The 23,274-nt window shown below is 62.4% G+C and carries 18 protein-coding genes; 5 read left to right on the forward strand and 13 right to left on the reverse strand.

Going from position 1 to position 23,274, the window contains the following annotated elements:
• Positions 1-201 precede the first annotated feature (201 nt).
• Positions 202-1,215: a type I glyceraldehyde-3-phosphate dehydrogenase gene (gene gap, locus CR103_RS02085; RefSeq protein ID WP_099914362.1), complete on the reverse strand. Its 1,014-nt coding sequence runs from the start codon at positions 1,213-1,215 to the stop codon at positions 202-204.
• A 95-nt stretch (positions 1,216-1,310) separates the two neighbouring features.
• Positions 1,311-3,296: a transketolase gene (gene tkt, locus CR103_RS02090; RefSeq protein WP_229442628.1), complete on the reverse strand. Its 1,986-nt coding sequence runs from the start codon at positions 3,294-3,296 to the stop codon at positions 1,311-1,313.
• Between the two features lie 142 nt (positions 3,297-3,438).
• On the opposite strand from tkt, the gene CR103_RS02095 reads away from it, so the two are divergent.
• The 3 genes from CR103_RS02095 to CR103_RS02105 all read left to right on the forward strand — a co-directional run bounded on the left by CR103_RS02095 (position 3,439) and on the right by CR103_RS02105 (position 9,378).
• Positions 3,439-4,164, forward strand: a complete 726-nt coding sequence (locus tag CR103_RS02095) for a 16S rRNA (uracil(1498)-N(3))-methyltransferase (RefSeq protein WP_099914363.1) — start codon at positions 3,439-3,441, stop codon at positions 4,162-4,164.
• 415 nt (positions 4,165-4,579) lie between these two features.
• Complete coding sequence (locus CR103_RS02100; RefSeq protein ID WP_099914364.1) at positions 4,580-7,570, forward strand: outer membrane beta-barrel protein; 2,991 nt, start codon at positions 4,580-4,582, stop codon at positions 7,568-7,570.
• Between the two features lie 173 nt (positions 7,571-7,743).
• Entirely contained in the window at positions 7,744-9,378 is a 1,635-nt protein-coding gene (locus CR103_RS02105; protein ID WP_099914365.1) for an NAD(P)/FAD-dependent oxidoreductase, read from the forward strand.
• Here CR103_RS02105 and CR103_RS21925 read toward each other — a convergent pair.
• Positions 9,300-9,782 (reverse strand): hypothetical protein, encoded by a 483-nt coding sequence (locus CR103_RS21925; RefSeq protein WP_143752497.1) that lies wholly within the window; start codon positions 9,780-9,782, stop codon positions 9,300-9,302. The two genes, CR103_RS02105 and CR103_RS21925, sit on opposite strands and share 79 nt — an antisense overlap.
• Entirely contained in the window at positions 9,712-9,900 is a 189-nt protein-coding gene (locus tag CR103_RS24400; RefSeq protein ID WP_502510100.1) for a DUF7933 domain-containing protein, read from the reverse strand. Before CR103_RS24400 ends, CR103_RS21925 begins: the two co-directional genes overlap by 71 nt.
• A 46-nt stretch (positions 9,901-9,946) precedes the next feature.
• Between CR103_RS24400 and CR103_RS02115 the strand changes: the two genes are divergently transcribed.
• On the forward strand, positions 9,947-10,336 hold the full coding sequence (locus tag CR103_RS02115; protein WP_502510044.1) for a hypothetical protein: 390 nt from the start codon (positions 9,947-9,949) through the stop codon (positions 10,334-10,336).
• Here CR103_RS02115 and corA read toward each other — a convergent pair.
• The 6 genes from corA to CR103_RS22980 form a co-directional block, all read right to left on the reverse strand.
• Positions 10,314-11,279: a magnesium/cobalt transporter CorA gene (gene corA / locus CR103_RS02120; RefSeq protein ID WP_099914368.1), complete on the reverse strand. Its 966-nt coding sequence runs from the start codon at positions 11,277-11,279 to the stop codon at positions 10,314-10,316. The genes CR103_RS02115 and corA overlap by 23 nt on opposite strands.
• A 78-nt stretch (positions 11,280-11,357) precedes the next feature.
• Entirely contained in the window at positions 11,358-12,869 is a 1,512-nt protein-coding gene (gene ntrC, locus CR103_RS02125; protein WP_099914369.1) for a nitrogen regulation protein NR(I), read from the reverse strand.
• A 72-nt stretch (positions 12,870-12,941) separates the two neighbouring features.
• The gene (gene glnL / locus CR103_RS02130; RefSeq protein ID WP_099914370.1) at positions 12,942-14,012 is read right to left on the reverse strand and encodes a nitrogen regulation protein NR(II); all 1,071 of its coding nucleotides are present in this window, start codon (positions 14,010-14,012) and stop codon (positions 12,942-12,944) included.
• 7 nt (positions 14,013-14,019) lie between these two features.
• Positions 14,020-14,541 carry a DUF4124 domain-containing protein gene (locus CR103_RS02135; RefSeq protein ID WP_099914371.1) on the reverse strand — a complete coding sequence of 174 codons (522 nt, stop codon included), beginning with the start codon at positions 14,539-14,541 and terminating at the stop codon, positions 14,020-14,022.
• Between the two features lie 203 nt (positions 14,542-14,744).
• Complete coding sequence (gene glnA / locus CR103_RS02140) at positions 14,745-16,160, reverse strand: type I glutamate--ammonia ligase (RefSeq protein WP_099914372.1); 1,416 nt, start codon at positions 16,158-16,160, stop codon at positions 14,745-14,747.
• Positions 16,161-16,169: 9 nt separating this feature from the next.
• On the reverse strand, positions 16,170-16,472 hold the full coding sequence (locus tag CR103_RS22980; RefSeq protein WP_218968437.1) for a hypothetical protein: 303 nt from the start codon (positions 16,470-16,472) through the stop codon (positions 16,170-16,172).
• Between the two features lie 24 nt (positions 16,473-16,496).
• Here CR103_RS22980 and CR103_RS02145 point away from each other — a divergent pair, with 24 nt between their 5' ends.
• Positions 16,497-16,961, forward strand: coding sequence for a rhodanese-like domain-containing protein (locus tag CR103_RS02145; protein ID WP_099914373.1), 465 nt, complete (start codon positions 16,497-16,499; stop codon positions 16,959-16,961).
• Here CR103_RS02145 and CR103_RS02150 read toward each other — a convergent pair.
• From CR103_RS02150 to CR103_RS02160, 3 genes are all read right to left on the reverse strand, one after another.
• Positions 16,958-18,286, reverse strand: a complete 1,329-nt coding sequence (locus CR103_RS02150) for a TAXI family TRAP transporter solute-binding subunit (RefSeq protein ID WP_099914512.1) — start codon at positions 18,284-18,286, stop codon at positions 16,958-16,960. The genes CR103_RS02145 and CR103_RS02150 overlap by 4 nt on opposite strands.
• A gap of 111 nt (positions 18,287-18,397) precedes the next feature.
• Positions 18,398-22,003 (reverse strand): transglycosylase domain-containing protein, encoded by a 3,606-nt coding sequence (locus CR103_RS02155; RefSeq protein WP_229442630.1) that lies wholly within the window; start codon positions 22,001-22,003, stop codon positions 18,398-18,400.
• Positions 22,004-22,426: 423 nt separating this feature from the next.
• Positions 22,427-23,254 (reverse strand): EI24 domain-containing protein, encoded by an 828-nt coding sequence (locus CR103_RS02160; RefSeq protein ID WP_099914374.1) that lies wholly within the window; start codon positions 23,252-23,254, stop codon positions 22,427-22,429.
• Between the last annotated feature and the right edge of the window lie 20 nt (positions 23,255-23,274).

Raw genomic sequence — 23,274 nt, forward strand, 5'->3', positions numbered from 1 at the left:
ACTTACGCATACGTGCAACAAACGAGGTTCGCACAAACATTGGCTTGGGGTAAAGTATTGTCAGCATCGGGGTGTAGATTCAGGTAAATATGTTGTATTTCAACAAAACCAAGCCCCTACATGCAAGAGTGTTGGCGAAAAAAAACCCGAGCGGCAAGGCTCGGGTTCTGGCAGCGCGGGACGGACCCCGACGGCGAGGGATTACTTGGCGTTCATCAGCGCCACGGTAGTGTCGAGCATGCGGTTCGAGAAACCCCACTCGTTGTCGTACCACGACGACACCTTGACCAGCCGGCCGGACACTTTCGTCAAGGTCGAATCGAAATTCGACGACGCCGGGTTGTGGTTGAAGTCGATCGATACCAGCGGCTCGGTCTGGTACGTCAGGATGCCTTGAAGCGGGCCTTCCGACGCCGCCTTTTCCATCAGCTGGTTGATTTCCTCGACCGTGGTGTCGCGCTTGGCGATGAAAGTCAGGTCGACCAGCGAGACGTTGATGACCGGCACGCGGATCGCAAAACCGTCCAGCTTGCCGTTCAGCTCAGGCAACACCAGGCCGACCGCGGCGGCGGCGCCGGTCTTGGTCGGGATCATGCTCATCGTCGCCGAACGGGCGCGCCGCAGGTCTTCGTGCATCACGTCCGACAGCACCTGGTCGTTGGTGTAGGCATGGATCGTCGTCATCAGGCCGGATTCCAGGCCAATCGCGTCGTTGAGCGGCTTGACCATCGGCGCCAGGCAGTTGGTGGTGCACGACGCGTTCGAGATCACCGTGTCGGTCGCTTTCAGCACACCTTGGTTGACGCCGAACACGATGGTGGCGTCGACATCCTTGCCGCCCGGCGCCGAGATGATGACTTTTTTGGCGCCGCCCTTCAGGTGGGCCGAGGCTTTTTCCTTGGTGGTGAAAAAGCCGGTGCACTCGAGCACGACGTCGACCCCCAGCTCGCCCCATGGAATCTCGGCCGGGTTGCGCTGCGCGAACACACGGATCGAATCGCCGTTGACGATCATGTTGTCGCCCTCGACGGTCACGGTGCCGGGAAATTTACCGTGCGCCGTATCGTAACGGGTCAGGTGGGCGTTCGACTTGGCGTCGCCCAAGTCGTTGATGGCAACGATCTGGATGTCATGTTTCTTGCCGCCTTCGTAGAACGCGCGCAGCACGTTGCGGCCGATGCGGCCATAACCGTTGATTGCAACTTTGATCGTCATGCTCTGCTCCTGATGAAATAAAAAATTGTTTTCATGTGGCACCGGCAGGTTCGGCTCGCGTCGCAACCCGCCCGTGTCACTCTTTTTACCTTTATTTACGCCATTACCAGCTTCGCTTTGGCCACCACGTTTTCGACGGTGAAGCCGAAATAATTGAACAGCTCCGGCGCTGGGGCCGATTCGCCGAACGTGTCGATACCGACGACGGCGCCTTCGAGACCGACATATTTGTACCAGAAATCAGTCACACCAGCCTCAATGGCAACACGCGGCGTGCCGCGCGTCAAGACGCTGGCCTTGTAGGCGGCATCCTGGCGGTCGAACACGTCGGTCGACGGCATCGACACCACGCGCGCCGGCACGCCCTGCTCTTTCAAGGCGGCTGCCGCCTTGACCGCCAGTTCGATTTCCGAACCGGTAGCGATCAGGATGACTTTTGCATTTTCCTCGTCTTGCAGCACGTAACCGCCGCGAACGATGTCGGCGATCTGCTGCCCGGTGCGTGCCTGGTACGGCAGGTTCTGGCGCGAGAAGATCAAGGTCGACGGGCCATCCTTGCGGCGCACCGCGCAGCCCCAGGCCGCCGCCGACTCGACCGTGTCGCACGGGCGCCAGTTGTCCAGGTTCGGGATCAGGCGCAGCGACGAAACGTGTTCGATCGACTGGTGGGTAGGGCCGTCTTCGCCCAGACCAATCGAATCGTGGGTGAAGACAAAAATCGAACGCAGCTTCATCAGCGCGGCCATGCGCAACGCGTTGCGGCTGTAGTCGGAGAACGTCAGGAACGTCGCGCCGAATGGAATAAAACCGCCGTGCAGGGCGATACCGTTCATGATGGCGCTCATGCCGAATTCGCGCACGCCATAATTGATGTGATTGCCCGGCTTACCGGAACGCAAAGCAATGCTTTCTTTCCAGTTAGTCAGGTTGGAACCGGTCAGGTCGGCCGAGCCGCCGAGGAATTCCGGCAGCGTTGGCGCCAGCGCCTGGATTGCGTTCTGGCTGGCCTTGCGGGTGGCAATGTTTTCTTTCTTGTCGACGCAAGCGGCAATCGCCGCCGCCACGTTTTGCTCGAAGCCGGCCGGCAAATCGCCCTGCATGCGCCGCTCCAGTTCGGCCGCTTCAAGCGGGAAGGCAGCGCGGTAAGCGTCGAAGCCGGTATTCCACGTGGCCTCGAGAGCAGCGCCTTTTTCCTTCGCGTCCCACGCGGTGTAGACGGCGGCCGGGATGTCGAACGGTATCGAATCCCACAGCAGGTTTTTTCGCGCGGCGGCAATTTCGGTGTCACCCAGTGCGGCGCCGTGGACCTTGTCGCCGCCTTCGAGGTTCGGCGCGCCCTTGCCGATGATGGTCTTGCAGCAGATCAGGGTCGGCTTGTCGGAGGTGCGCGCCTGGGTCAGCGCGGCGTCGACCGCGGCGACGTTGTGGCCATCGACATCGGCGATCACGTTCCAGCCGTAGGACGCGAAGCGCTGCGGGGTGTCGTCGGTGAACCAGCCCTCGACCTTGCCGTCGATCGAGATGCCGTTGTCGTCGTACAGGGCGATCAGTTTATTCAGTTTCAAGGTGCCGGCCAGCGAGCACACTTCGTGCGAAATGCCTTCCATCAGGCAACCGTCGCCCAAAAATGCATAGGTGTAATGATCGACCACGTCATGGCCGGGCCGGTTAAATTCAGCCGCCAGCAGATATTCGGAGAGCGCCATGCCGACCGCGTTGGCGATACCCTGGCCGAGCGGGCCGGTGGTGGTCTCGACGCCGGGGGTGATGTCGACTTCCGGGTGGCCCGGGGTTTTCGAATGCAGCTGGCGAAAACTTTTCAGGTCGTCGATCGTCAGGGCATAGCCGGTCAGGTGCAGCAGCGCGTAATGCAGCATCGAGCCGTGCCCGTTCGACAGCAGGAAACGGTCGCGGTTGGCCCACTTCGGATTGGCCGGGTTGTGGCGATAATGTCCATCCCACAGCGCAACCGCGATATCGGCCATGCCCATTGGCATGCCAGGGTGGCCGGAGTTGGCTTTCTGGACAGCGTCCATCGCCAGTGCGCGGATTGCGTTGGCCATCAGGGTAGTGGTTTGCATAGGTTTCATCGGTCGAATTAGTGGAGTCGCAAAAATGGGAAATGCGGGGCGGGGCAGGAATAACTGAGCCAACTATTTTACCAGACCAAGAGGCGCCGACTTAAAATGCGGTCAATTTTTAGCACTTCGACAGGACCCTAGCATGCCGCGTTTTTACTGTCCCCAGCCAATGGCGGTGGGCGAAACCATCACCCTGCCCGACCAGGTCGCCCACCACGCCTGGGTAGTACGACTGCTGGCGGGCGCCGCGCTGACGCTATTCAACGGCGATGGCGGCGAATATGCCGCCGAGCTGGCAGAGCTGGGCAAGAAGAGCGCGACCGCGCGCGTCATTGCTTTCGTGCCGCGCGAGTGCGAGCTGGCGTACGAAATCACGCTGGCGCAGGCGCTGCCGGAAGCGGCCAAGATGGACTGGATCATCGAAAAAGCGGTCGAGCTGGGGGTGGCGGCGATCCAGCCGCTGGCGGCGCAGCGCTGCGTTGTGCGCCTGTCGGCCGAGCGGGCCGAAAAGAAACAGGGGCACTGGCAGGCAGTCATCGTGTCGGCGTCCGAACAGAGCGGACGCAACCGTCTGGCCAGGCTGGGCCAGCTGTGCGACGTCGGCCAGTGGATCGCACGCGCGGACATGGCGGATTGCCTCTTGCTGACGCCACGGGCAACGCAGTCGCTGGCCGACTGGTCGCGCGCCACGCCGCCGCGGGCAATCAGCCTGATGATCGGTCCTGAAGGAGGCTTTACGCAGCAGGAGGAAGATGCGGCGATCGCGCGCGGGGCAATTGCCTTGTCGATGGGGCCGCGGATCTTGCGCACGGAGACGGCGGCACTGGCGGCACTGGCGGCAATTTCAGCGGTCTGGGACGGGGCGTAGCTTTTGGGTGCTGAATCGAAGGCCTGATGGTGCACTGCGCCAATTAAAATCATCGAACCGGAACTATCGGCCGTGGTGCCGCTGGACCGGGCTGCAATTGCGTGCGCAAGTCTCAAAACCAAGGACGAGTTGATTGAAGCGCCACGAAATCACAAGCCGTAAACACAGGCGTACCGGGTGTGGTTTTTATGCGACCTTTTCAAAACTTTTAACATTGACACCGTGCTGTAGAGAATGTTCTCATGCTTCCTAACTTTTCTTTGCAGAAAAGATACCGGAGCAAAGCTAACTGACCGCTGATCTATCAGATTTGCGCCTAGCTTTTAAAATATTTTGGATTTGCTCTGATTTTAAAAAAAATCAATTATACGGGAGAATTATGTTGCATTCTGAGAAACAAAAATCAAGGGCAGCCATGCTGCGCCGGTCTGCAATATCATTGGCAGTTGGCATGTGCTTCATCGGCGCTGCGTGGGCGGCTGAATCTGGCGGCTTGCGTATTAAAATTACCGGCGCTGAAGGCAAGCCGGTCGCTGGCGCTACGGTAAAGATCAGTTCGCCAAGCAGCCTGGTGACCAAGACCGCTATGACTGAGGCAGATGGCTCGGTCCGCGTTGCGGGCCTGGATCCCGCTTCGGACTACAAAGTGGAAGTGGTCGCACCCGGCTACTCAGCTTTCAGCGCCGCTGACGTCGTGGTGGTCAGTGGCCAAAACCTCAGTTTGGCTTATCCATTGGGCAACGACAATGTGCAACGCGTGGTTGTCACCAGCTCGCGCCTGGCGCAGGTCGACGCGACTTCTGCTACCGTCGGCACCATTTTGAACCTGGGCGTCGTAGAGTCGCTGCCGACGAGCCGCAGCTATCAAGGTTACCTGCAACTCGTGCCTGGTGTGAAGCCTTCCGCAGGCGGCAACCCGTCTTCGAAGTCAGGTGTCAACTATGCAGACATCGGCGGCGCCACCGGCACATCATCCGACAACGTGTACATTCTCGACGGCGTCGACGTCACTGATTCGAATACGGGTACTTTTGGTTCGAACATCAACTCCGAGATCATCCAGGAACAACAGATTCTGACTGGCGGCATTCCGGCCGAGTACGCAGGGGGTTCGGGCCTAGTCTCCAAGGTGATCACCAAATCGGGTAGCGACGAGCTTCACGGCTCTATCAACTATTACTTCCAGAACGACAGCCTCGTTGCCAAAAACAAGAACAAGACCAGCTCTGGCTTTTCCACCTACGATGCGGCCGTCACGCTCGGCGGCCCGATCATCAAAGAAAAGCTGTGGTTTTTCACTTCGTATCAGAAAAAAAGCCGCGATACCGACGTGACCGACGTAACGACCGGCGCACCATTGCGCACGGTTAGTCGCAATGAAAAATTAGGTTTCGCCAAGCTCACCTGGCAGCCGACCGAGAACGATCGGTTGGTGGCGTCTTTTTTCAATGACCCGACGGTCATCAGCGGTTCGACGACGCCAACAACGCTCAACAACCGTGACCAGAAACAGATTCAGGGCGGCGACAACTACAAGGTCGACTACACACGCGACATGGGCAACCTTCGGGTGAACGTTTACGCCTTTAACCATGAAGGTCAAGTGTCGACGTATGCGGCCGACCTGTCGACACGCAATGACATCGCTTTCCGCAATGCATCACCGTCACCGACCACGGCACAGCGTAGCCAGGGTGGTTTGGGTTCCGCGCTGGCATCATCGCGCAACCGTGACGAAATTGGCGTGAGTGGTGAGTATTTCCTCGAGACCGCTTCGATGGGCTCCCACACCATCAAGGCCGGCTTCTCGAAGTCAAATAACGAATACCTCGAGGATTCCATCGTAACCGGCCCGGAAAAGGCGCGTTACTCCTCCATTGCAGCGGCCAACGCTGGTGTTACCTTTGCCGAATTCGTTGCCGCGGGTGCCGGCTGGACCGGTACGCGTGGCTTGGTCGTGGGTGATGTTCCGCGTTTCCAAAATGCTATTAATAACAGTGCAGACAAGGCCTACTACCTTGGCCTGCTCGATACCGACCGCAATGGCACTGTTTCCCCGGCTGAAATCAACGCCTACAAATTTGCCAGCACGACTGGAAATCCGACCGGGCAGGTAAACAACTATCGCATCCGTGAGGTGCAAGCTGCGCCGTACTCCGTCAAGGCCACTGGCAAAACCTTTTACCTCCAAGATACGTGGACGAATAAAAAGTTGACGGTCAATGCCGGTGTGCGTGCCGAAGAGTGGGCGCACTTCGACTCTAAAAACGAGCAGTCCGCCAAGTTCAAATGGAAATTGGCGCCACGCCTGAGCACGGTTTATGACCTGGCTGGCGATGGCCGCAGCAAAGTCTGGGCTTTCGTTGGTCGTTACTATGACCCGGTTCGCACCAACATGTCTGACTTCGCTGGCAATTTGACCGGTCCAATTCTGGATGAACAGGTCCACCTGGGTGACAAATGGCTGACATTCCGCACACGTGGCGGCCCGCAGACTCCGGATGGCCTGATTGCACCGACAACCAAGACACCTTACACCGATGAATTCATGCTCGGCTGGGCAACTTCTTTGGGCAAGGATTACACCTTGTCGGCAGCCTACACCAAGCGTGCGACCAGAGACATTCTCGAGGATTATGATTTGGAACTGTACTCGGATCCAAGCCTCACGGTTGCCACCGCGCCCCACGGTAGTGCGGCTCCTGGGTCTGCTTACTACTTGCCATATTCGTACTTTGGCTACTCTGCGAAGCCGAATTCGAACTACGTGATCGGTACCCTTGCAGGCGGCAAACGCGACTACCAGGGCGTGGAAGTAAGTCTGACGAAGGCAAAGCGCGATAATTGGCAGGGTGCGGCTTCGTACTCCTGGAACGATGCCAAGGGCAATACCAACTCGGATAGTAACGCTGACTTCCAGGGCGACTGGGTTGCACTGGATCCACGCGCACCCAACGCGTATGGCCCTCAGCCTGGCAATATCAAGCATCAGGTCAAGGGTTATGGCTCGTACTTCTTTAACAATGGCATCGAGTTGAGAGGTGTGTTCAACTGGAACAGCGGCGTGTTGTATAGCCGTACGCAGCTCATTTCCGGCCGCAACCTGCCAGTCATGGACGCGGAATACCTCAATGGTGGCGTGATCGATACGTTCATTTCACCGGGTTCGGTCGGTAGCCAGACCGCCCCTGCGTATTACACCGTCGATGTCCGCCTGAAGTACGTGTACAAGATGACCGGCAGTCAGAAAGTCGAGTTTTTCTTCGACGTGTTCAACTTGCTCGACAAGCAGTCGGCGACGTCGGAAATGCCATTGGTTGCTGGCAGCGGCGCGTTCAAGTTTGGCCAGGCCAATGCCTGGGTTGAACCACGTAGGCTGTACGTCGGCGCACGTTATTCTTTCTGACCTAAAACGTCTTAGTATTTAAAGCCGGCCCCGCAAGGGGCCGGTTTTTTTTGGCCTCCCGACAGGGCGCAAGCGGGCGGGATGACATCGTCATGTCGGCGTTACCTACGCTTCGCAGGTAAAATAGCGGGTTGCACCGCCCCGCCCTCACTTTGTACTGACAGATCACTGTAATGCTGCGAATTAACGAACTGAAATTGCCACTCAATCATAACGAAGCCGAGCTTGAAGCGGCGCTGGTCACCCGGCTCGGCATTAGCAGGGAAGCGCTGCGCGGCTTCACCGTCTACAAGCGTAGCTACGACGCCCGCAAGCGCAGTGCCATCGTGCTGATCTATACAATCCACGCCGAGGTCAAGGACGAAGCGGCTGTACTGGCGCGTCTGAAGCACGACATGCACGTATTGCTGGCGCCTGACACCAACTACCGCTTCGTTGCCGGCGGCGCGCAGCCGCAGGGCCACGACCGCAACGAGCGCCCGGTGGTGATCGGCACCGGGCCATGCGGGCTGTTCGCCGCGCTGATCCTGGCGCAGATGGGCCTGCGCCCGCTGATCCTCGAGCGCGGCAAAGTGGTGCGCGAACGCACCGTCGATACTTTCGGATTCTGGCGCAAGCGCGAACTGAACCCCGAGTCGAACGTGCAGTTCGGCGAAGGCGGCGCCGGTACTTTTTCGGACGGCAAGCTGTATAGCCAGATCAAGGATCCGAAGCACTACGGCCGCAAGGTGCTGACCGAGTTCGTCAAGGCCGGCGCGCCCGACGAGATCATGTATGTGAGTAAGCCGCACATCGGCACCTTCCGCCTCGTCAAGATGGTCGAGCAGATGCGCGAGAACATCATTGCGCTGGGCGGCGAGTACCGTTTCTCGAGCAAGGTGGTGGACATCGAGATCGAGCGCACTGGCGCCGACCCCACCAGCGGCCAGGTGCGTGCGGTTGTGCTCGATAGCGGCGAGCGCATCGCCACCCGCCACCTGGTGCTGGCGATCGGCCACAGCGCGCGCGACACCTTCGAGATGCTGCACGAACGCGGCGTCTACATCGAGGCCAAGCCGTTTTCGATCGGCTTCCGGGTCGAGCATCCGCAGTCGCTGATCGACACGGCGCGCTTTGGCCCGCACGCCGGCAACAAGATCCTCGGCGCGGCCGACTACAAGCTGGTGCACCATGCCTCCAACGGCCGCTCGGTATACAGCTTTTGCATGTGCCCAGGCGGCACCGTGGTGGCCGCCGCGTCCGAGCCGGGCCGGCTGGTCACCAACGGCATGAGCCAGTATTCGCGCAACGAGCGCAACGCCAACAGCGCCATCGTGGTCGGCATTACCCCAAGCGATTATCCGGGCCACCCGCTGGCCGGCATCGAACTGCAGCGCCGGATCGAGGAAACCGCGTTTGCGCTGGGCGGCGGCACCTACGAGGCGCCGGGCCAGCTGATGGGCGACTTCGTCAAGGGCCGTGCCTCGACCGAATTTGGCGCGGTGGTGCCGTCATATACGCCGGCGGTGCGGTTGACCGACCTCGGGAGTGCTTTGCCCGACTACGCCATCCTGGCCATGCGCGAAGCGTTTCCCGCGTTCGACAAGCAGATCAGGGGCTACTACCAACCCGACGCGCTGCTGACCGGGGTCGAGACGCGCACTTCGTCGCCGATCCGCATCAAGCGCCGCGACGACGACCTGCAAAGCCTGAACACGCGCGGGCTGTTCCCGGCCGGCGAAGGCGCCGGTTACGCCGGCGGCATCCTGTCGGCGGCGGTCGATGGCATCAAGGTAGCCGAAGCGGTGGCGCTGTCGATGGCGAAGTAAGGAAATCGGGCGGCAAGCCGCTCGCCTACGGAGCGATCGGTCCTTGCAGGGACCGATTCCCAAAACATACAGTCAAGTAACAGCGAAAACCCCTCGGCAGCGTCAGCTTCCGAGGGGTTTTTTCGATGGCAGCACCGGCCGCAGCCTCGAATGTCGGGAAGCTTGTCGACGGGCGGCTCGGTCAGGGAGGCGTTGCCCAAGATGAGAGTCAGCGTCGACACCCCCGTTCTCCTTGTAATGCTGGCCGGGCTGAACGCTTTTTTCAGTGTCGGGGCGACGCGAACTGCGGTGACGTCCAGGGTGTCCATCGCCGCCGCCGCCAGATTATTGCCGTTACAAGTTTGCAAGGTGCCAGCGGGCAAAGTGTTGACATAGCAACCCGCCGCCGCAGGTATTGCTGCCATAGCCGGCAACCTTCACGCCGTTGGGTAAATTGTCGACCAGCGGCGGCGACAAGGTGGCGGGAGCACTGGCAGAATTGCTCAGAGTGAGCGTGAGCGTCGACCTGCCGCCCTGGGCGATGGTCGCCGGGCTGAAGGCCTTGCCGAGCGTGGGCGGCACCGCGCACGTGGCGACCGACACGTTCGAGTCCAGCGTGACGGCGCCGTTTTGCGCCAGGGCCCTGCCTGCAAGGGTCGCGTTGGTCGTCAGGCCCCGGCACCAGCGTCAATCCGACGAGATCGGTTGGTACGCCAAACGTCGTATCGCAGGCCTGACTCGCCAGGGCGTTATAGGCGGTTGTATTGGCATTTTGAGCCAGCGCCGCTACCGCGTCCGCAGCATGAATGACGCCGCTGAAGGCACGCTCTGGTTATTACAGGTTTTTCTTTCCGAGCCATTCACCCTGTGCTATCCCGGCAACCTGGAAGCACAAGCCGCGTGCGCGCCAACGACGGCTTCCAGGCTACTGCCGCCAAACTTAAAAAACGGCGCCGCTACAGCCAGCCGGATCGCTTGAAGCGCCGGTACAGCACGAAGCACACGGTGAGCATGATGCCGACCGCCATCGGATAGCCGTACTTCCATTCGAGCTCCGGCATGAACTTGAAATTCATGCCCCACAGGCCGGCGAACGCCGTCACGACCGCGAAGATCGCCGCCCACGCTGCCAGCCGCTTGTTCACCTCGTTTTCGTCGATCGCCACCATCGACAGATTGACCTGGATGGCGGTGCTGATGGTGTCGCGGATGGTGTCTAGGCTCGAAGCGATGCGGTACAGGTGGTCGTGAACGTCGCGGAAGTACTCCCCGGTGCCGACGCACATGGCCGGCACGCGGCCGCCATACAGCCGCCCCACGCTTTCCATCAGGGGCGACACCGCGCGGCGCAGTACCAGCACCTTGGCCTTGAGCTCATACAAATGCTCGATGTTGGCGCGCTGCGAGCCGCGGATGAAGATGCGGTCCTCGATCGTTTCGAGTTCGGTCTCGAGCATGTCGACCACCGGGAAATAGCGGTCGACGACGGCGTCCATCAGCGCATACAGCACGAAGGCGGCGCCGAGCGCCAGCAGGTGCGGCTCGCGCTCGGCGCGCGCGCGCACGCCGAGAAAGCCTTGCGAAGCGTTCAGGCGCGAAGACAGCACGTAGTTGGGGCCGACGAACACGTCCACTTCGCCGATCACCAATTTGCCGTCCTTCAGTTCGACCGTCTGCATTACCGCGAACAGCGAGTCGCCGTACTCCTCGACCTTGGGGCGCTGGTTGCCGCGCCGGGCGTCTTCGATCGCCAGTTCGTGCAGGCCGAACTCTTTCTGCATGACCGCCAGCTCTTCCGGCGCCGGCTCGCGCAGCGCAACCCAGACGAACGTGTCGGGCCGGTCGAGGTAATCGCTGATTTCCTCGATCGGTATGTCGGACAGTTTTTTGCCTGCCTGGTAGGCGACGCAATTGATCAGCATGGGCATCCACTATAGCCGGGGCCAAGCGCCCCGATGCGAGAGCTTACTATATCGGAGCACCGGGTGCGAGACAGTGCCCTACTCGTCCTTGGCGCCGTCGATGCCCAGTTCGGCGATCTTGCGGGTAATAGTGTTGCGGCCGATCCCGAGCCGCACGGCGGCGTCGTTCTTGCGCCCGTGGGTGTGTTTCAGCGCTGTCTTGATCAGCGCCGATTCGAACTGCCGGCCCAGCACGTCCATCACCTCGGACTGGCCGGCGCTGAGCATGCTGGCGGCCTGCATTTCGAGCAGGCCGATCCAGCCAGCCGCTGCGTTAAAATCCGCCAGGGCCGGCGCCGCCGCCGCAACCGGGTGGATCAGCACGTGGCCGCCCGCATGGGCGCCGCGCTGGCCGCCAGAAAATTCGATCGGCGCCGGCGCCGGCTCGGTGCCCTCGGGCGCCTGCGTCAGTTCGAGCGGCAGGTCCTTGATGTCGACCGTCTGGCCAGGCGCCATCACGGTGATCCAGTTGCACAGGTTTTCCAGCTGGCGCACGTTACCCGGCAGGTCGAGCCCGGACAAGAACTGCAGCGCGCCGTCGCTCATGCGCTTCGCTTCGACCCCTAGCTGGCGCGCACTCTGCACCAGGAAGTAGCGCACCAAAAGAGGGATATCCTCGCGCCGCTCCCGCAAACTGGGCAGGCGCAGGCGGATCACGTTGAGGCGGTGGTACAGGTCTTCGCGGAACAGGCCGTCGCGCACGCGCTGCTCGAGGTTCTGGTGGGTGGCGGTGATGACGCGCACGTTCGCCTTCATCGGCTGGTGTCCGCCGACGCGGTAGAAGTGGCCGTCCGACAGTACCCGCAGCAGCCGGGTTTGCAAGTCGAACGGCATGTCGCCGATTTCGTCGAGGAACAGGGTGCCGCCCTCGGCCTGCTCGAAGCGGCCGCGCCGCGTGGCCTGGGCGCCGGTGAAGGCGCCGCGCTCGTGGCCGAACAGCTCCGACTCGAGCAGGTCCTTCGGGATTGCCGCTGTATTGAGGGCGATGAACGGCTGCTGCGCGCGCGGGCTGTGCTTGTGCAGCGCGCGCGCCACGAGTTCCTTGCCGGTGCCCGATTCGCCCGTGATCAGCACCGTCACGTTCGACTGCGACAGGCGGCCGATGGCGCGAAATACTTCCTGCATGGCCGGCGCCTGGCCGAGGATTTCGGGGGTCTCAGTTGGCCCGGATTCGACGCTCGTCTCGCGCAGGCTTTCTTCCAGCGCGCGGCGAATCAGCTCGACCGCCTTGTCGATGTCGAACGGCTTGGCAAGGTATTCGAAGGCGCCGCCCTGGAACGCGGCGACGGCCGAGTCGAGGTCGGAAAACGCGGTGATGATGATGACCGGCAGGCCCGGGTAGCGCGCCTTGACGGCTGCCAGCAGGCCGAGGCCCGATTCGCCCGGCATGCGGATGTCGGACACCAGCACCTGCGGTGTTTCGGTCTCGAGCGCGGCCATCGCATCGCGGGCGTTGGAAAAGCTGCGGGTGGCCAGGTTCTCGCGCGCCAGTGCTTTTTCCAGCACCCAGCGGATCGACGCGTCGTCGTCGACTATCCAGATCGGTTTCATGTATTCGCGCTTCCCCGCAATATGGATCTTCGATTGTGTGGGATCCGTCTTCAGGCATTTCGCGTACGTTCCTTATGGCAAAGGCAGCAAAATCCTGAAGTCCGTCAATCCAGGCCGGCTCTCGCATTCGATCACGCCCAGGTGCTGTTGCACGAAGGTCTGAGCCAATGTCAGCCCCAGCCCGCTGCCGCCGTCCCTGCCCGACACCAGCGGGTAGAAAATACGATCGCGGATCTGGGGTGAGATGCCCGGTCCATTGTCGATGATATGCAAGTCTAATGCCAGCCCGTAGCGGACCTTGGCCAACGTCACCTGGCGCGCCACTCTGGTGTGGAAAACCAGCTCGGCGTCGCCGGCTTCGATACGAAGATGGAGGGCCTGGGCAGCATTGCGCGCAATGTTGAGCACCGCCTGGATCAACTGCTCCATATCGCCGCGAAATTCCGGGATCGAGGCGTCGTAGTCGCGCCGGATCGACAGGCCGCTGGGAAACTCGGCCAGCATCAGGCTGCGCACCCGCTCGCACACCTCGTGGATGTTGACGTCGCCGACGATGTGCGGGCGGCGGTGCGGCGCCAGCAGGCGGTCGACCAGCGTCTGCAGCCGGTCGGCTTCCTTGATGATGACCTGGGTGTATTCGCGCAGCGCCACCAGGTGCACCGCCGGCAGCTCCAGTTCGAGCAACTGGGCGGCGCCGCGGATGCCGCCCAGCGGGTTCTTGATTTCATGCGCCAGGTTGCGGATCAGTTCCTTGTTGACCTGGCTCTGGTCGAGGATGCGCTCTTCGCGGTCGAGTTTCAACTGCTGGACGTTCTCGCGCAGCTCGATGACGATCTCGTTACCGGTGGCGCTGACGATGCTGTGCACCTGCAACGGCTCGCGCCCGATGCGCTCGAGCGTCAGGTCCTGGCGCAGGTCGGCGTACTTGTGCTCCAGCGCTTGCTGGCACAGGCCGTCCAGTTCATCGGCGTTGACGAACAGCGCCGTCAGCTGCAGCCGCGAGAGCGCCTTCAGGGAACTTTCGAGCAGGTGCTCGGCGGCCGTATTGGCATAGGTGATGCGCCCGTCGGCGCCGACCAGCAGCACCGCCGACGCCAGTAAATCGAGGCCGGCGAACGCCGAGCGCGATGCAAGGTCTGTCATTTGACTGTCATTTGATATTCGCGATTTCGCGCTTGAGGGCGTCGACGTTTTTTTCGGCGCGGCCGATGTTGTCCTTCAAGTGGGCCACGCGATCGAGATACTTGGCGTAATTGCGCTCGTTGCCCTGGCGCTCGGGCTCGCCGCCATTGAACTCGCGCCGCAGCTCGGTCAGCTTGCTTTCCTCGCTGCGCAATTCGTCGTTGAGGATCTCGCGGCGGTCGTCGTCGCGAGCGCGCTGCTGGGAGGTATTTACCTTCGGGAAGTCGGACGGCGCGGCCGGCGCAGCCGCACCGGCAACGCGGGCCGGCGCGCCGGCGCGCCGCGCCGGCCCTGGAATGGCGGTGGTCGCGCCGCTTGATGGCAAGTCGAGGGTCTTGCAATTGGGCCGCGCAGTATCGGTGTACAAGGTGGCGCCGCCGGCATCGACGCACTTGTAGACCGCCTGGGCGCGCGCGGCGCCGGGCAGCGCCAGCGCCAGCGCGGCCAGCACGGACACCTTGATGCGGCTTGCGAAAAACCTCGTTGTCATTAATGTCAGCATGGGATCACGGCGATGCGTACTCAAAATAGATTCAGCCCGAATATACAACATCGATTGCCGCGTCTATCAAAAAAAACGGGAAAAGCCGTGGCTTTTCCCGTTTTTTACACCTTGTTTACACATTCGATGACAGCACGATCACAGCTGCTGACATCTGCATAACGCTTTCACGACATTTACGACTGTTTCGCTTACAGCGAGTAGTACATGTCGAATTCGACCGGGTGGGTCGTCATGCGCATGCGCTGCACGTCCTGCATTTTCAGTTCGATGTAGGCATCGATCATGGAGTTGCTGAAGACGCCGCCGCGGGTGAGGAACTCGCGGTCCTTGTCGAGGTTCTCGAGTGCTTCTTCGAGCGATGCACAGACGGTCGGGATCAGCGCGTCTTCTTCCGGCGGCAGGTGGTACAGGTCTTTCGACGCCGCTTCGCCCGGGTGGATCTTGTTGGCGATGCCGTCCAGGCCCGCCATCAGCAGCGCGGCGAAGCACAGGTAAACGTTTGCCAGCGGATCGGGGAAGCGCGTCTCGATGCGGCGGCCTTTCGGGTTCGCCACGTGCGGGATGCGGATCGAGGCCGAACGGTTGCGGGCCGAGTAGGCCAGCTTGACCGGCGCTTCGTAGCCAGGCACCAGGCGCTTGTACGAGTTGGTGCCCGGGTTGGTGATGGCGTTGAGCGCCTTGGCGTGCTTGATGATGCCGCCGATGTAGAACAGCGCGGTATCCGACAGGCCGGCATAGCCGTCGCCGGCGAACAGGTTGACGCCGTCCTTCCAGATCGACTGGTGCACGTGCATGCCCGAACCGTTGTCGCCGACAATCGGCTTCGGCATGAAGGTGGCGGTCTTGCCGTAGCTGTGAGCGACGTTCCAGATCACGTACTTCATGTTCTGGGTCCAGTCGGCGCGTTCGACCAGGGTCGAGAAGCGGGTGCCGATTTCATTCTGGCCGGCGCCGGCCACTTCATGGTGGTGCACTTCGACCGGGATCCCCATCGCCTCCAGGATCAGGCACATTTCCGAGCGCATGTCCTGGAACGAGTCGACCGGCGGCACCGGGAAGTAGCCGCCCTTGACGCTCGGCCGGTGGCCGTGGTTGCCGCCTTCGCTCTTGGCGTCGGTCGCCCACGATGACTCGTCCGAGTCGATCTTCACGAAGCAGCCCGACATGTCGATTTTCCAGCGCACGGAATCGAAAATGAAGAATTCCGGCTCGGGGCCGAAGTAGGCGGTGTCGCCCTGGCCGGACGACTTCAGGTAAGCTTCGGCGCGCTTGGCGATCGAGCGCGGGTCGCGGTCGTAACCCTTGCCGTCGGACGGCTCGATGACGTCGCACTGCATGAACAGCGTGGTCTCTTCCATGAACGGGTCGATGTTGGCGGTCGAAGGATCGGGCATCAGGATCATGTCCGACGCTTCGATGCCCTTCCAACCGGCGATCGACGAACCGTCGAACGCGTGGCCCGACTCGAACTTGTCGAGATCGAAATGCGACACAGGCACGGTAACATGCTGTTCTTTGCCACGCGTATCCGCGAAGCGGAAATCAACGAATTTGACTTCGTTGTCTTTTGCCATCTGCAACACTTCTGCGGCTGTCTTTGCCATTCAAATCTCCTAGATGAAAAGGGGGGTGCGCGCGCGCTTCGGCGCACGCAAACTCATGGGGATCATAGCAGAAACCATGCCAGCGGCTAATTTCTGACCAAAACGACGGTTTGTGCCCGCAAGGCTGCAAGATCGGCCAAAAACCGGATGGATCATCATGCCAGACAATTTGCGCTGCTGCAAAGACGCACCGGATTGGTGCGTTTTTTTGGTATCGCACCAAATTAACGCGCCCCGCCCCAAAATGGCGAGGTTTGCTTGCCGCAGGCGTGGAGATCGAACCATGACGGCGCATGACTCTATAATAACCATTTCACCATTTACCGGGTACCGATCATGACGCCAGCCGACCAACTCATCGCCACCGCCCGCGACCGCGCCGCCAGCCTCGCCCTGCCCTATGCCGGCGCCGTGACGCCGCGGGAAGCGTATCGACTGCTGCAGCTGGACCCAAGCGCCAAGCTGGTCGACGTGCGCACCGATGCGGAGCGCCACTGGGTCGGTCAAGTCGCGCTGCCGGCCGGCCAGCACGCGGCAATCGAATGGAGCAGCTGGCCGGGCGGCATGGCCAACCCCCGCTTCATCGAGCAGCTAAGCGCGGCAGCCGGCAAGGACGATGTACTGCTGTTCCTGTGCCGCTCCGACGTACGCTCGCGCCATGCCGCCCGGTTAGCCGCCGAACATGGCTTCGCCAACGCGTTCGACGTGCTCGAAGGTTTTGAAGGGGACAAGGACAGCGAGGGACACCGCAAGAGCGTCGCCGGCTGGTGCAAGGCCGGGTTGCCCTGGATCGGCGGCTAAGCGGCCGCCTGATTTAGCGCCAGCACGCGCTGGCGCACGAAATTGATATGGCTGCGCAGGCCGTACAACCCGTCGGCGAAGGCCAGCGGGATCGACATCCGGTTGACCCGCGCCTCGATGTCGTCGAGCCGCTTGAGCAGTTCGGCGCAGACCTGGGCGCGGCGCGGGCCGTCGGCTTCGTCGAGGGCCTGCTCCACCGCGCGCAGCTGGCCGTACCAGCGGTACAGGCGCGACTTGATGCGCCACACGTACAGCGGCGGCACCACTTTTGAAAACGGGATGATCAGCGCGGCCAGCGCGACCACCACCACCCACAGGCGGTCGAACAGGTTGGCCACCCAGAACGGCATGTAGCGCTGCAGCAGCGGCGCGCCGTCCTTGTAGAACTTGGCCGCCTCGCGCGCGACCGGGATCTCGGTGTAGCGGGCCGACGGGAACTGGCCCTGCTGCTGGAACCAGCCGGCGCCGCCGTGGATGTCGCTCGCCGCCTGCACCAGCAATTCGGTCAAAGCCGGATGCAGGTTGGCGCGCGCCACCAGCGTCGCCGTCGGCGCAATCAGGTGATAATCCTGTGGCGGCAAATCGCGCCCGAGGTCGACGATCCCGCGCGGCAGCACCACGTGCGACAGGAACGGCAGGCGGCGCGAATACGCTTCGGCCTGGTCGAAGTTGAACAGTTTTACGCCCGGCGTTTGCAGCAGCATCTGCACCAGCAGCGCATCCGGGCCGGAGCTGAACACCAGCCCATCGATGCGCCCGCCAAGCAGCTCCACCGTGGCCGGCGTGTTTTCAAGGCTGCCGATGGTGAGGTCGGCCGGCTCGACGCCGTTCAGCGCCAGCACCTGGCGAAACAGCTTGGGAATGCCGCTGCCTTCGGGCCCGAGGTTGATCCGAAGACCCTTCATCTGGTTCAGCTGGGTGATCTGGACCGGCTCGCGCAGGAACAGCCAGACCGGTTCGGTAAACAGGCTGCCCAGCGAGACCAGGCCCTGGCGCTGCGATTCGGCTTCGTCGGTCGAGCCGCTTTGCACGAATGCGACGTCAACCTTGCCGTCATTGAGACGCTGCAGGTTGTCCTGCGAGCCGAGCGAGCGGCTCAAGGTAGTCTTGATGCCGTCCTTGGCCAGCGCTTGCGCGTACAGCTTGCCGAATTGTTCGTAGGCGCTGTTTTCCTGGCCGGTGGCGATGACGACGTGGCGCGGCGGCGCCGGATCGACGATCACGTAGGCGATCGCGCACAGGGCTGCAATCAGCACGATGGCGGGACCAGCGGTGACGACCAGGTCGCGTAACGAGAACTGGGAGAACGTGCGAATTCGGGACATAAAGCTGCGCGCTGGTTTCATGGGTGGCTACGATGCCAACAATTGCCCAACAACGCAAGCGTCGCGTACAGATACCGGTAACCGATCGAAACGACGGTGTGGAGGGCAACGTTAAAAAAGCTCTTGCGGACGCGGCGCAACCGGGGCCGGTTTCAAAGGCTTGGCCGGCTTGTCGCCAGCAGCTGGCGATGGCGCTTTTTTCGCCACCGGTTTTGGACGGCTAGCGCTGTCGTCCCTGGCCGCAGCTGGCTTGGCGCCGGCTTCTTTGATCTTCGGCGCCGGCTTCACAGCTGCCGGCTTCACAGCTGCCGGCTTTGTAGCGACTGGCTTCGCAGCTGCCGGCTTTGCAGCGGCCGGCCCGGCGGCGTCGCCCCCTGGCTTCGCCGCCGCTGCCACAACCGGCAGCGCCGCTGCTGCCGCCTTTGCCGCAGCAGCCTCCACCGCGGCGATCCTGGCCTTGGCGGCCGCTTCCGGGTCGATCATCGGCATCAGGCTCGGCGCCAGCACTACCAGCAGCTGCACCGGCAAAGCGCTGGTAAAGTCGTAGTGTTCGGCATCCGGGCCGTGAACGTAGGCCGTCATGCTGCCGAAGAAGCGCTCGCCGATGTTGAATACGAAGGTCGCCGAACGGTTGACGAAGCGCGACTCGATCAGCCGCCCGCCGCCGCCGTAGACGTCGAAGCGCTGGTCGCCGGTGCCGGTCTTGCCGCCCACCGCGATGATGCTGCCGTCGGCGGCGACGAAGGCCGACTTGACGCGCTTGGCGGTGCCGTCCGAGACCACGCCGCGAATCTCCCCGGCGACGACGCGCGCCACGTCGGGTGCGATCACCTGTTCGAATTTATCTGCCTTGGCATGCTTGACCAGCGTCTCGTACGGCGTGCCTTTGGCGAAATGCAGCGAGTCGATGCGCTGCACCGGTTTGCGCAGGCCACCGTTGACGATGATGCCCATCATCTCGGCCAGCGCGGCCGGGCGGTCGGCCGAGGCGCCCAACGTCGTGGCGTACGACGGCACCAGCGAGTCGAACGGATAGCCCATCTTCTTCCATTGCGCGTGGATTTTAAGGAAGGCCTCGACTTCGATCAGGCCGGCGATGCGCTTGTCCTGGGCATGCTTGCGGTGGGTGTTGAACAACCACGAGTACACTTCCTGGCGCTCCTTGACGCTGGCGTTGGCGACTTCCTTCCAGCCGGCTTTCTGGTGGGTGCGCAGGTAGCCGACCACCCACAGCTCGAGCGGATGGATCGACGACACGTAGCCGCGGTCGGCCAGCGACATGTTGGCCGGCGCGTACATGTCGTACATCCTGGCGATGCGCTCGGGCGGAACTTCGCCCGCCGACACCAGGTTGGTGTTGAGGAAGGTGCCAAACTGCGCCTGCGTGCCTTCCGGCCAGATGGTGCGGTAAGCGGCGGCCAGCCGGCTCGGGGTCGGCCGGAAGCTCGCCAGCAGCACTTTTTCGGCGTCGGCCGGGCTCTTGCCTTTGTACTTGTTGAAAAATTTGCCGAGGAATTCACGGCCTTCGCGGTCGGCGAAGCGGGCCAGGTATTCGGCGCGGCGCGGATCGTCCGCGTCGGCTAGCAGCGTCGCCGACGAACCGGGCAGCTGGAACATGTAATAGCGCACGACGTCGCGCATCAGCCGCACGAACACCAGGTTGGTCGAGTTGCGCAACGCCTGGCGCACGGTCAGGATCTTCGAATCATCGAGCTTGCTGAAATTGCCGAAGTGGTGCAGCCCGCCGCCGGTGAAAAACCCTTCGCCCGGGCTGCCCGAGTACTTGCGCTCCATCGCCGCTTCGAGCATCGGCGCAAGCGTGCGGTCGCCACCCGCCTTCAAGCCCTGGAAGTATTCGACGCCCCACTGCGACATGCGGTCCTTCGGATCGACGACGACTTTTTTCAGGTCGGCCGCAGACATCGGCGCGTAACGCTGGTGCAGCTGGTCGACGATGTCCATGTAGGTGACCAGGGTGCGCAGCTTGGCGGTCGAGCCCAGGTCGAGCTTGGCGCCTTCGTTGATGTCGAGCGGCTGGTCGTAGTTGTCGGTCTGGACGCGCAGGTAGTTGGCCTCGGCGCCGCGTTCGATCAGGGTGAAGCTGTAGACGACGTTGGCAGGATTGCCGTTGCCGAGCATGCCCTTGCCGGTCAAGCCGGCGCTAGTTGCCGAATTGGTATCGCGCAGTCCGCGCAGCCGTTCGGTGACGTCTTTTTGCGCTTCGGCGTTGAGGGTGCTGGCAACCGTCAGGTCGAGGCGGTCGACGTTGTACAAACGCGCGTCGCCCAGCAGGCCAGCGAGGTGGGTGCGCACCGCGTTCGACGCCTTGCGGGTGGTAAACGAGTTGGCCACCGGCGGCGCCACGCCGGTGCCGGACGCCGGATGCAGCTTTTGTTGGCTGGCGAGGTCGCGCAATTGCGGCGTGATGACGCCGGCCTGCGCCAGCACGCGCAGGTGGACGTTGGTCAGGTCCTCGAGGTCCCGGGCGCCGGCGCCAAGGTAATGGGCCGGACGGCGCTGGGCAATGAACAGGCTGAGCGCCTGCTTGTAGGCCAGCGCCGCTTCGGCGCTGTCGACCGAGCTTTTCAGGGCGCCGTTGAAGTCGGCGAAATCGCGGCCGTACCAGACCCACATGCCGTCGCCGATGCCGTTCACTTCGCCGTAACCCATCTTGGCCGACAACGGCACGGTGTTGATGTAGTCGACCACGATCCGGCGCCGCGCCTCGGTAGTGTCTTCGCCGCCCTGGTAGGCGCGCAGGGTGGCCGAGACCATCTGGCGCATCTTGTCGGACAGCGAACTGGTGCGACCGTCCGGCGAATGGCGGTATTTTTCAATCTGGGTGGCCAGCGTGCTGCCGCCGGCCGAGCGCCTGTCGTCGCCGGTGAATACGTGCAGCGATTTGTCGAATACGGCCTTGCTGAAACGGTCCCATTCGACCGCCGGGTTGCGCTTCGGATAAGTCGAATCGAGCAACTCGCGGTTCTCGATGAACAGCAGGCTCTTGACCAGCAGCAGCGGCGCCGTGTCGAAGCCGTCATACACGCGCTCCGGGAAGCGCGCGCTGAACAAGGGCTGCTGCTTGAAGTCGTAGATCGCCAGGCCGACCTTGGTTTTTTCGCGGTAGGTGGCAAACAGGCCCATGTCGGCCAGCTCGATGGCTTTGGGCGAGAGGCGCGCCTGGGCGACGATTTCGTAATCGTGACTTTTCAGCTTGGCCAAATACTCGGGCAGGTTGGCGTAGCCGAGCCGCTCGTCGTACGGGCTGTCGGACGGGAAGCGGATCGCGTTGCTCGGGCCCGGCTCGACCTTGTAGCTTATTTTTTTGGCCAGGCTGGTGAAAAAGTGCGCCTGCATCGACGAGCTGCGGGTTTCCTGCACCAGCCACCAAGCGAACAGCGACACCAGCATCAGCAGCAACAGCACCAGCGCCGGCTTGATGTGCCTGCGCCGCTTCGGCGGCTTGCCGTCGGGCGCGGTCCCGGCACCCCCGGCGCCTCCAACGCTCGCGGCATCCACGCCGGGCTCGGGCACCAGCGCCAGATGCGGTTGCGGGTAATGAGGGCGGGCCGGATCGTCGTCGGTCACCTGGCCATTGCCGGCCAGGGTCGGCTCGATGCGCGTGCGGCCCATGTTCATCGATGCGGCGCGCGCACGCAGCTTGCGCACTGCGCTGGCGACGGTACTCGACCGCCCTGTTGGGCTATTGCTTTCCATGATGGATCAACCGGTATGAATCAATCGTCCCGCGTGCTCCGTCCCGACCTTCACCATGCGTGCGTGGGTCGGTGTTGAATGAGCGAGGCCGCTTAAAGTTTGTACGAATTACAACCACAATCCCACTCCAGAACTTGGCCATCGCATGCTTACCATTCCACCACATCGACGCGCCAGCGACGTAGCACTGATCGACAAAAACGCGTATGGCTGAATAATTTCGCAAAAAAACAACGCCCCCTGCCGAGCATTGAAAACACTTCGACAACTTGTTAAAAGGGCCGCGGCCGAGTGCGCTTATTGGCCGGCGCCAGCGCAGCTGGCATGACGAGGAAACGGGGCCGTGGCGCAGGCCGGCGCGGATGCAGGTGAACCTTGCGTCAATCCGCAGGTTGGGTTCCGATAGTGTGCCACGAAACCGGTTTACGGACGGGGCGATTGGACGTTGCCGACGTTGCCGGTGCGCAGCTCGCGCAGCGCCTGCAGGCAGTAATACTGGAACCACAGGCCGGTGAAGATAAAGATCACCAGGTAAATCCAGATCGACAGCATCGCCAGGAACGGGAACAGCACCACCGAGATCAGCGCGCCGCCGACCCAGACGATGCCGGGCAAGGCGCCGGCGGCCCCCGACACCATGCCGATCGCCAGCAGCGGCCAGCGGTGGCGGTGCATGAGGGCGCGGCGCTCATCAAAGCTGGCGTAGGCGGCGAGCGCGTCATAGCTCATCACGCGCGCGGTCAGCCAGCCCCACAGCGCAACCTGGGCGGCCAGCGCCAGCGGCGGGAAAACATACAGCGGCAACGTCAATATCCACAGCAACACGAACAACAGCACCGAGCCGAGCGACAGGCCGAGGCTGCCGAGCAGGCTGCCGCCCTGCTTCATTTCGAGCCCGGCGAACTGGCGCGTGCCGACGTGGCGGCCGATCGCCGGCATGGCGGCGAGACCCATGAACAGCAGCGAGGTCAGTATCATCAGCGGCAACAGCAGCAACATCGCCATCAGCGGCACCGCCACTGTCTTGAGCATGCCGAGCCCCAACATGCCAAGCATGCCGGCGCTGGCGCCAAACACGTTGTAGTCGGTGAACAGCACCTGCACCCAGTCGATCACCGGCTGCAGGCCGGTGTACAGCAGCGCGCCCCACAACGCCACCGACAGCAGCAACGGCACCAGCGACAGCAGCATGATGCGCGCGCTGAACTGCGAAGCGAGCGCGCGGCCGTAGGCGGTCAGGACGGCGGCCATCAGGCGAGCCGCAATGGGGC

This window comes from Massilia psychrophila, assembly GCF_002760665.1.
Classification (GTDB): domain Bacteria; phylum Pseudomonadota; class Gammaproteobacteria; order Burkholderiales; family Burkholderiaceae_D; genus JAFCUW01.

Bases quoted from the DNA above. Each gene is read 5' to 3' on its own strand.
- gap (WP_099914362.1), bottom strand. From the start codon at position 1,215: ATGACGATCAAAGTTGCAATCAACGGTTATGGCCGCATCGGCCGCAAC.
- tkt (WP_229442628.1), bottom strand. From the start codon at position 3,296: ATGCAAACCACTACCCTGATGGCCAACGCAATCCGCGCACTGGCGATG.
- CR103_RS02095 (WP_099914363.1), top strand. From the start codon at position 3,439: ATGCCGCGTTTTTACTGTCCCCAGCCAATGGCGGTGGGCGAAACCATC.
- CR103_RS02100 (WP_099914364.1), top strand. From the start codon at position 4,580: ATGCTGCGCCGGTCTGCAATATCATTGGCAGTTGGCATGTGCTTCATC.
- CR103_RS02105 (WP_099914365.1), top strand. From the start codon at position 7,744: ATGCTGCGAATTAACGAACTGAAATTGCCACTCAATCATAACGAAGCC.
- CR103_RS21925 (WP_143752497.1), bottom strand. From the start codon at position 9,782: ATGGCAGCAATACCTGCGGCGGCGGGTTGCTATGTCAACACTTTGCCC.
- corA (WP_099914368.1), bottom strand. From the start codon at position 11,279: ATGCTGATCAATTGCGTCGCCTACCAGGCAGGCAAAAAACTGTCCGAC.
- ntrC (WP_099914369.1), bottom strand. From the start codon at position 12,869: ATGAAACCGATCTGGATAGTCGACGACGACGCGTCGATCCGCTGGGTG.
- glnL (WP_099914370.1), bottom strand. From the start codon at position 14,012: ATGACAGACCTTGCATCGCGCTCGGCGTTCGCCGGCCTCGATTTACTG.
- CR103_RS02135 (WP_099914371.1), bottom strand. From the start codon at position 14,541: ATGACAACGAGGTTTTTCGCAAGCCGCATCAAGGTGTCCGTGCTGGCC.
- glnA (WP_099914372.1), bottom strand. From the start codon at position 16,160: ATGGCAAAGACAGCCGCAGAAGTGTTGCAGATGGCAAAAGACAACGAA.
- CR103_RS22980 (WP_218968437.1), bottom strand. From the start codon at position 16,472: ATGGTTATTATAGAGTCATGCGCCGTCATGGTTCGATCTCCACGCCTG.
- CR103_RS02145 (WP_099914373.1), top strand. From the start codon at position 16,497: ATGACGCCAGCCGACCAACTCATCGCCACCGCCCGCGACCGCGCCGCC.
- CR103_RS02150 (WP_099914512.1), bottom strand. From the start codon at position 18,286: ATGTCCCGAATTCGCACGTTCTCCCAGTTCTCGTTACGCGACCTGGTC.
- CR103_RS02155 (WP_229442630.1), bottom strand. From the start codon at position 22,003: ATGGAAAGCAATAGCCCAACAGGGCGGTCGAGTACCGTCGCCAGCGCA.
- CR103_RS02160 (WP_099914374.1), bottom strand. From the start codon at position 23,254: ATGGCCGCCGTCCTGACCGCCTACGGCCGCGCGCTCGCTTCGCAGTTC.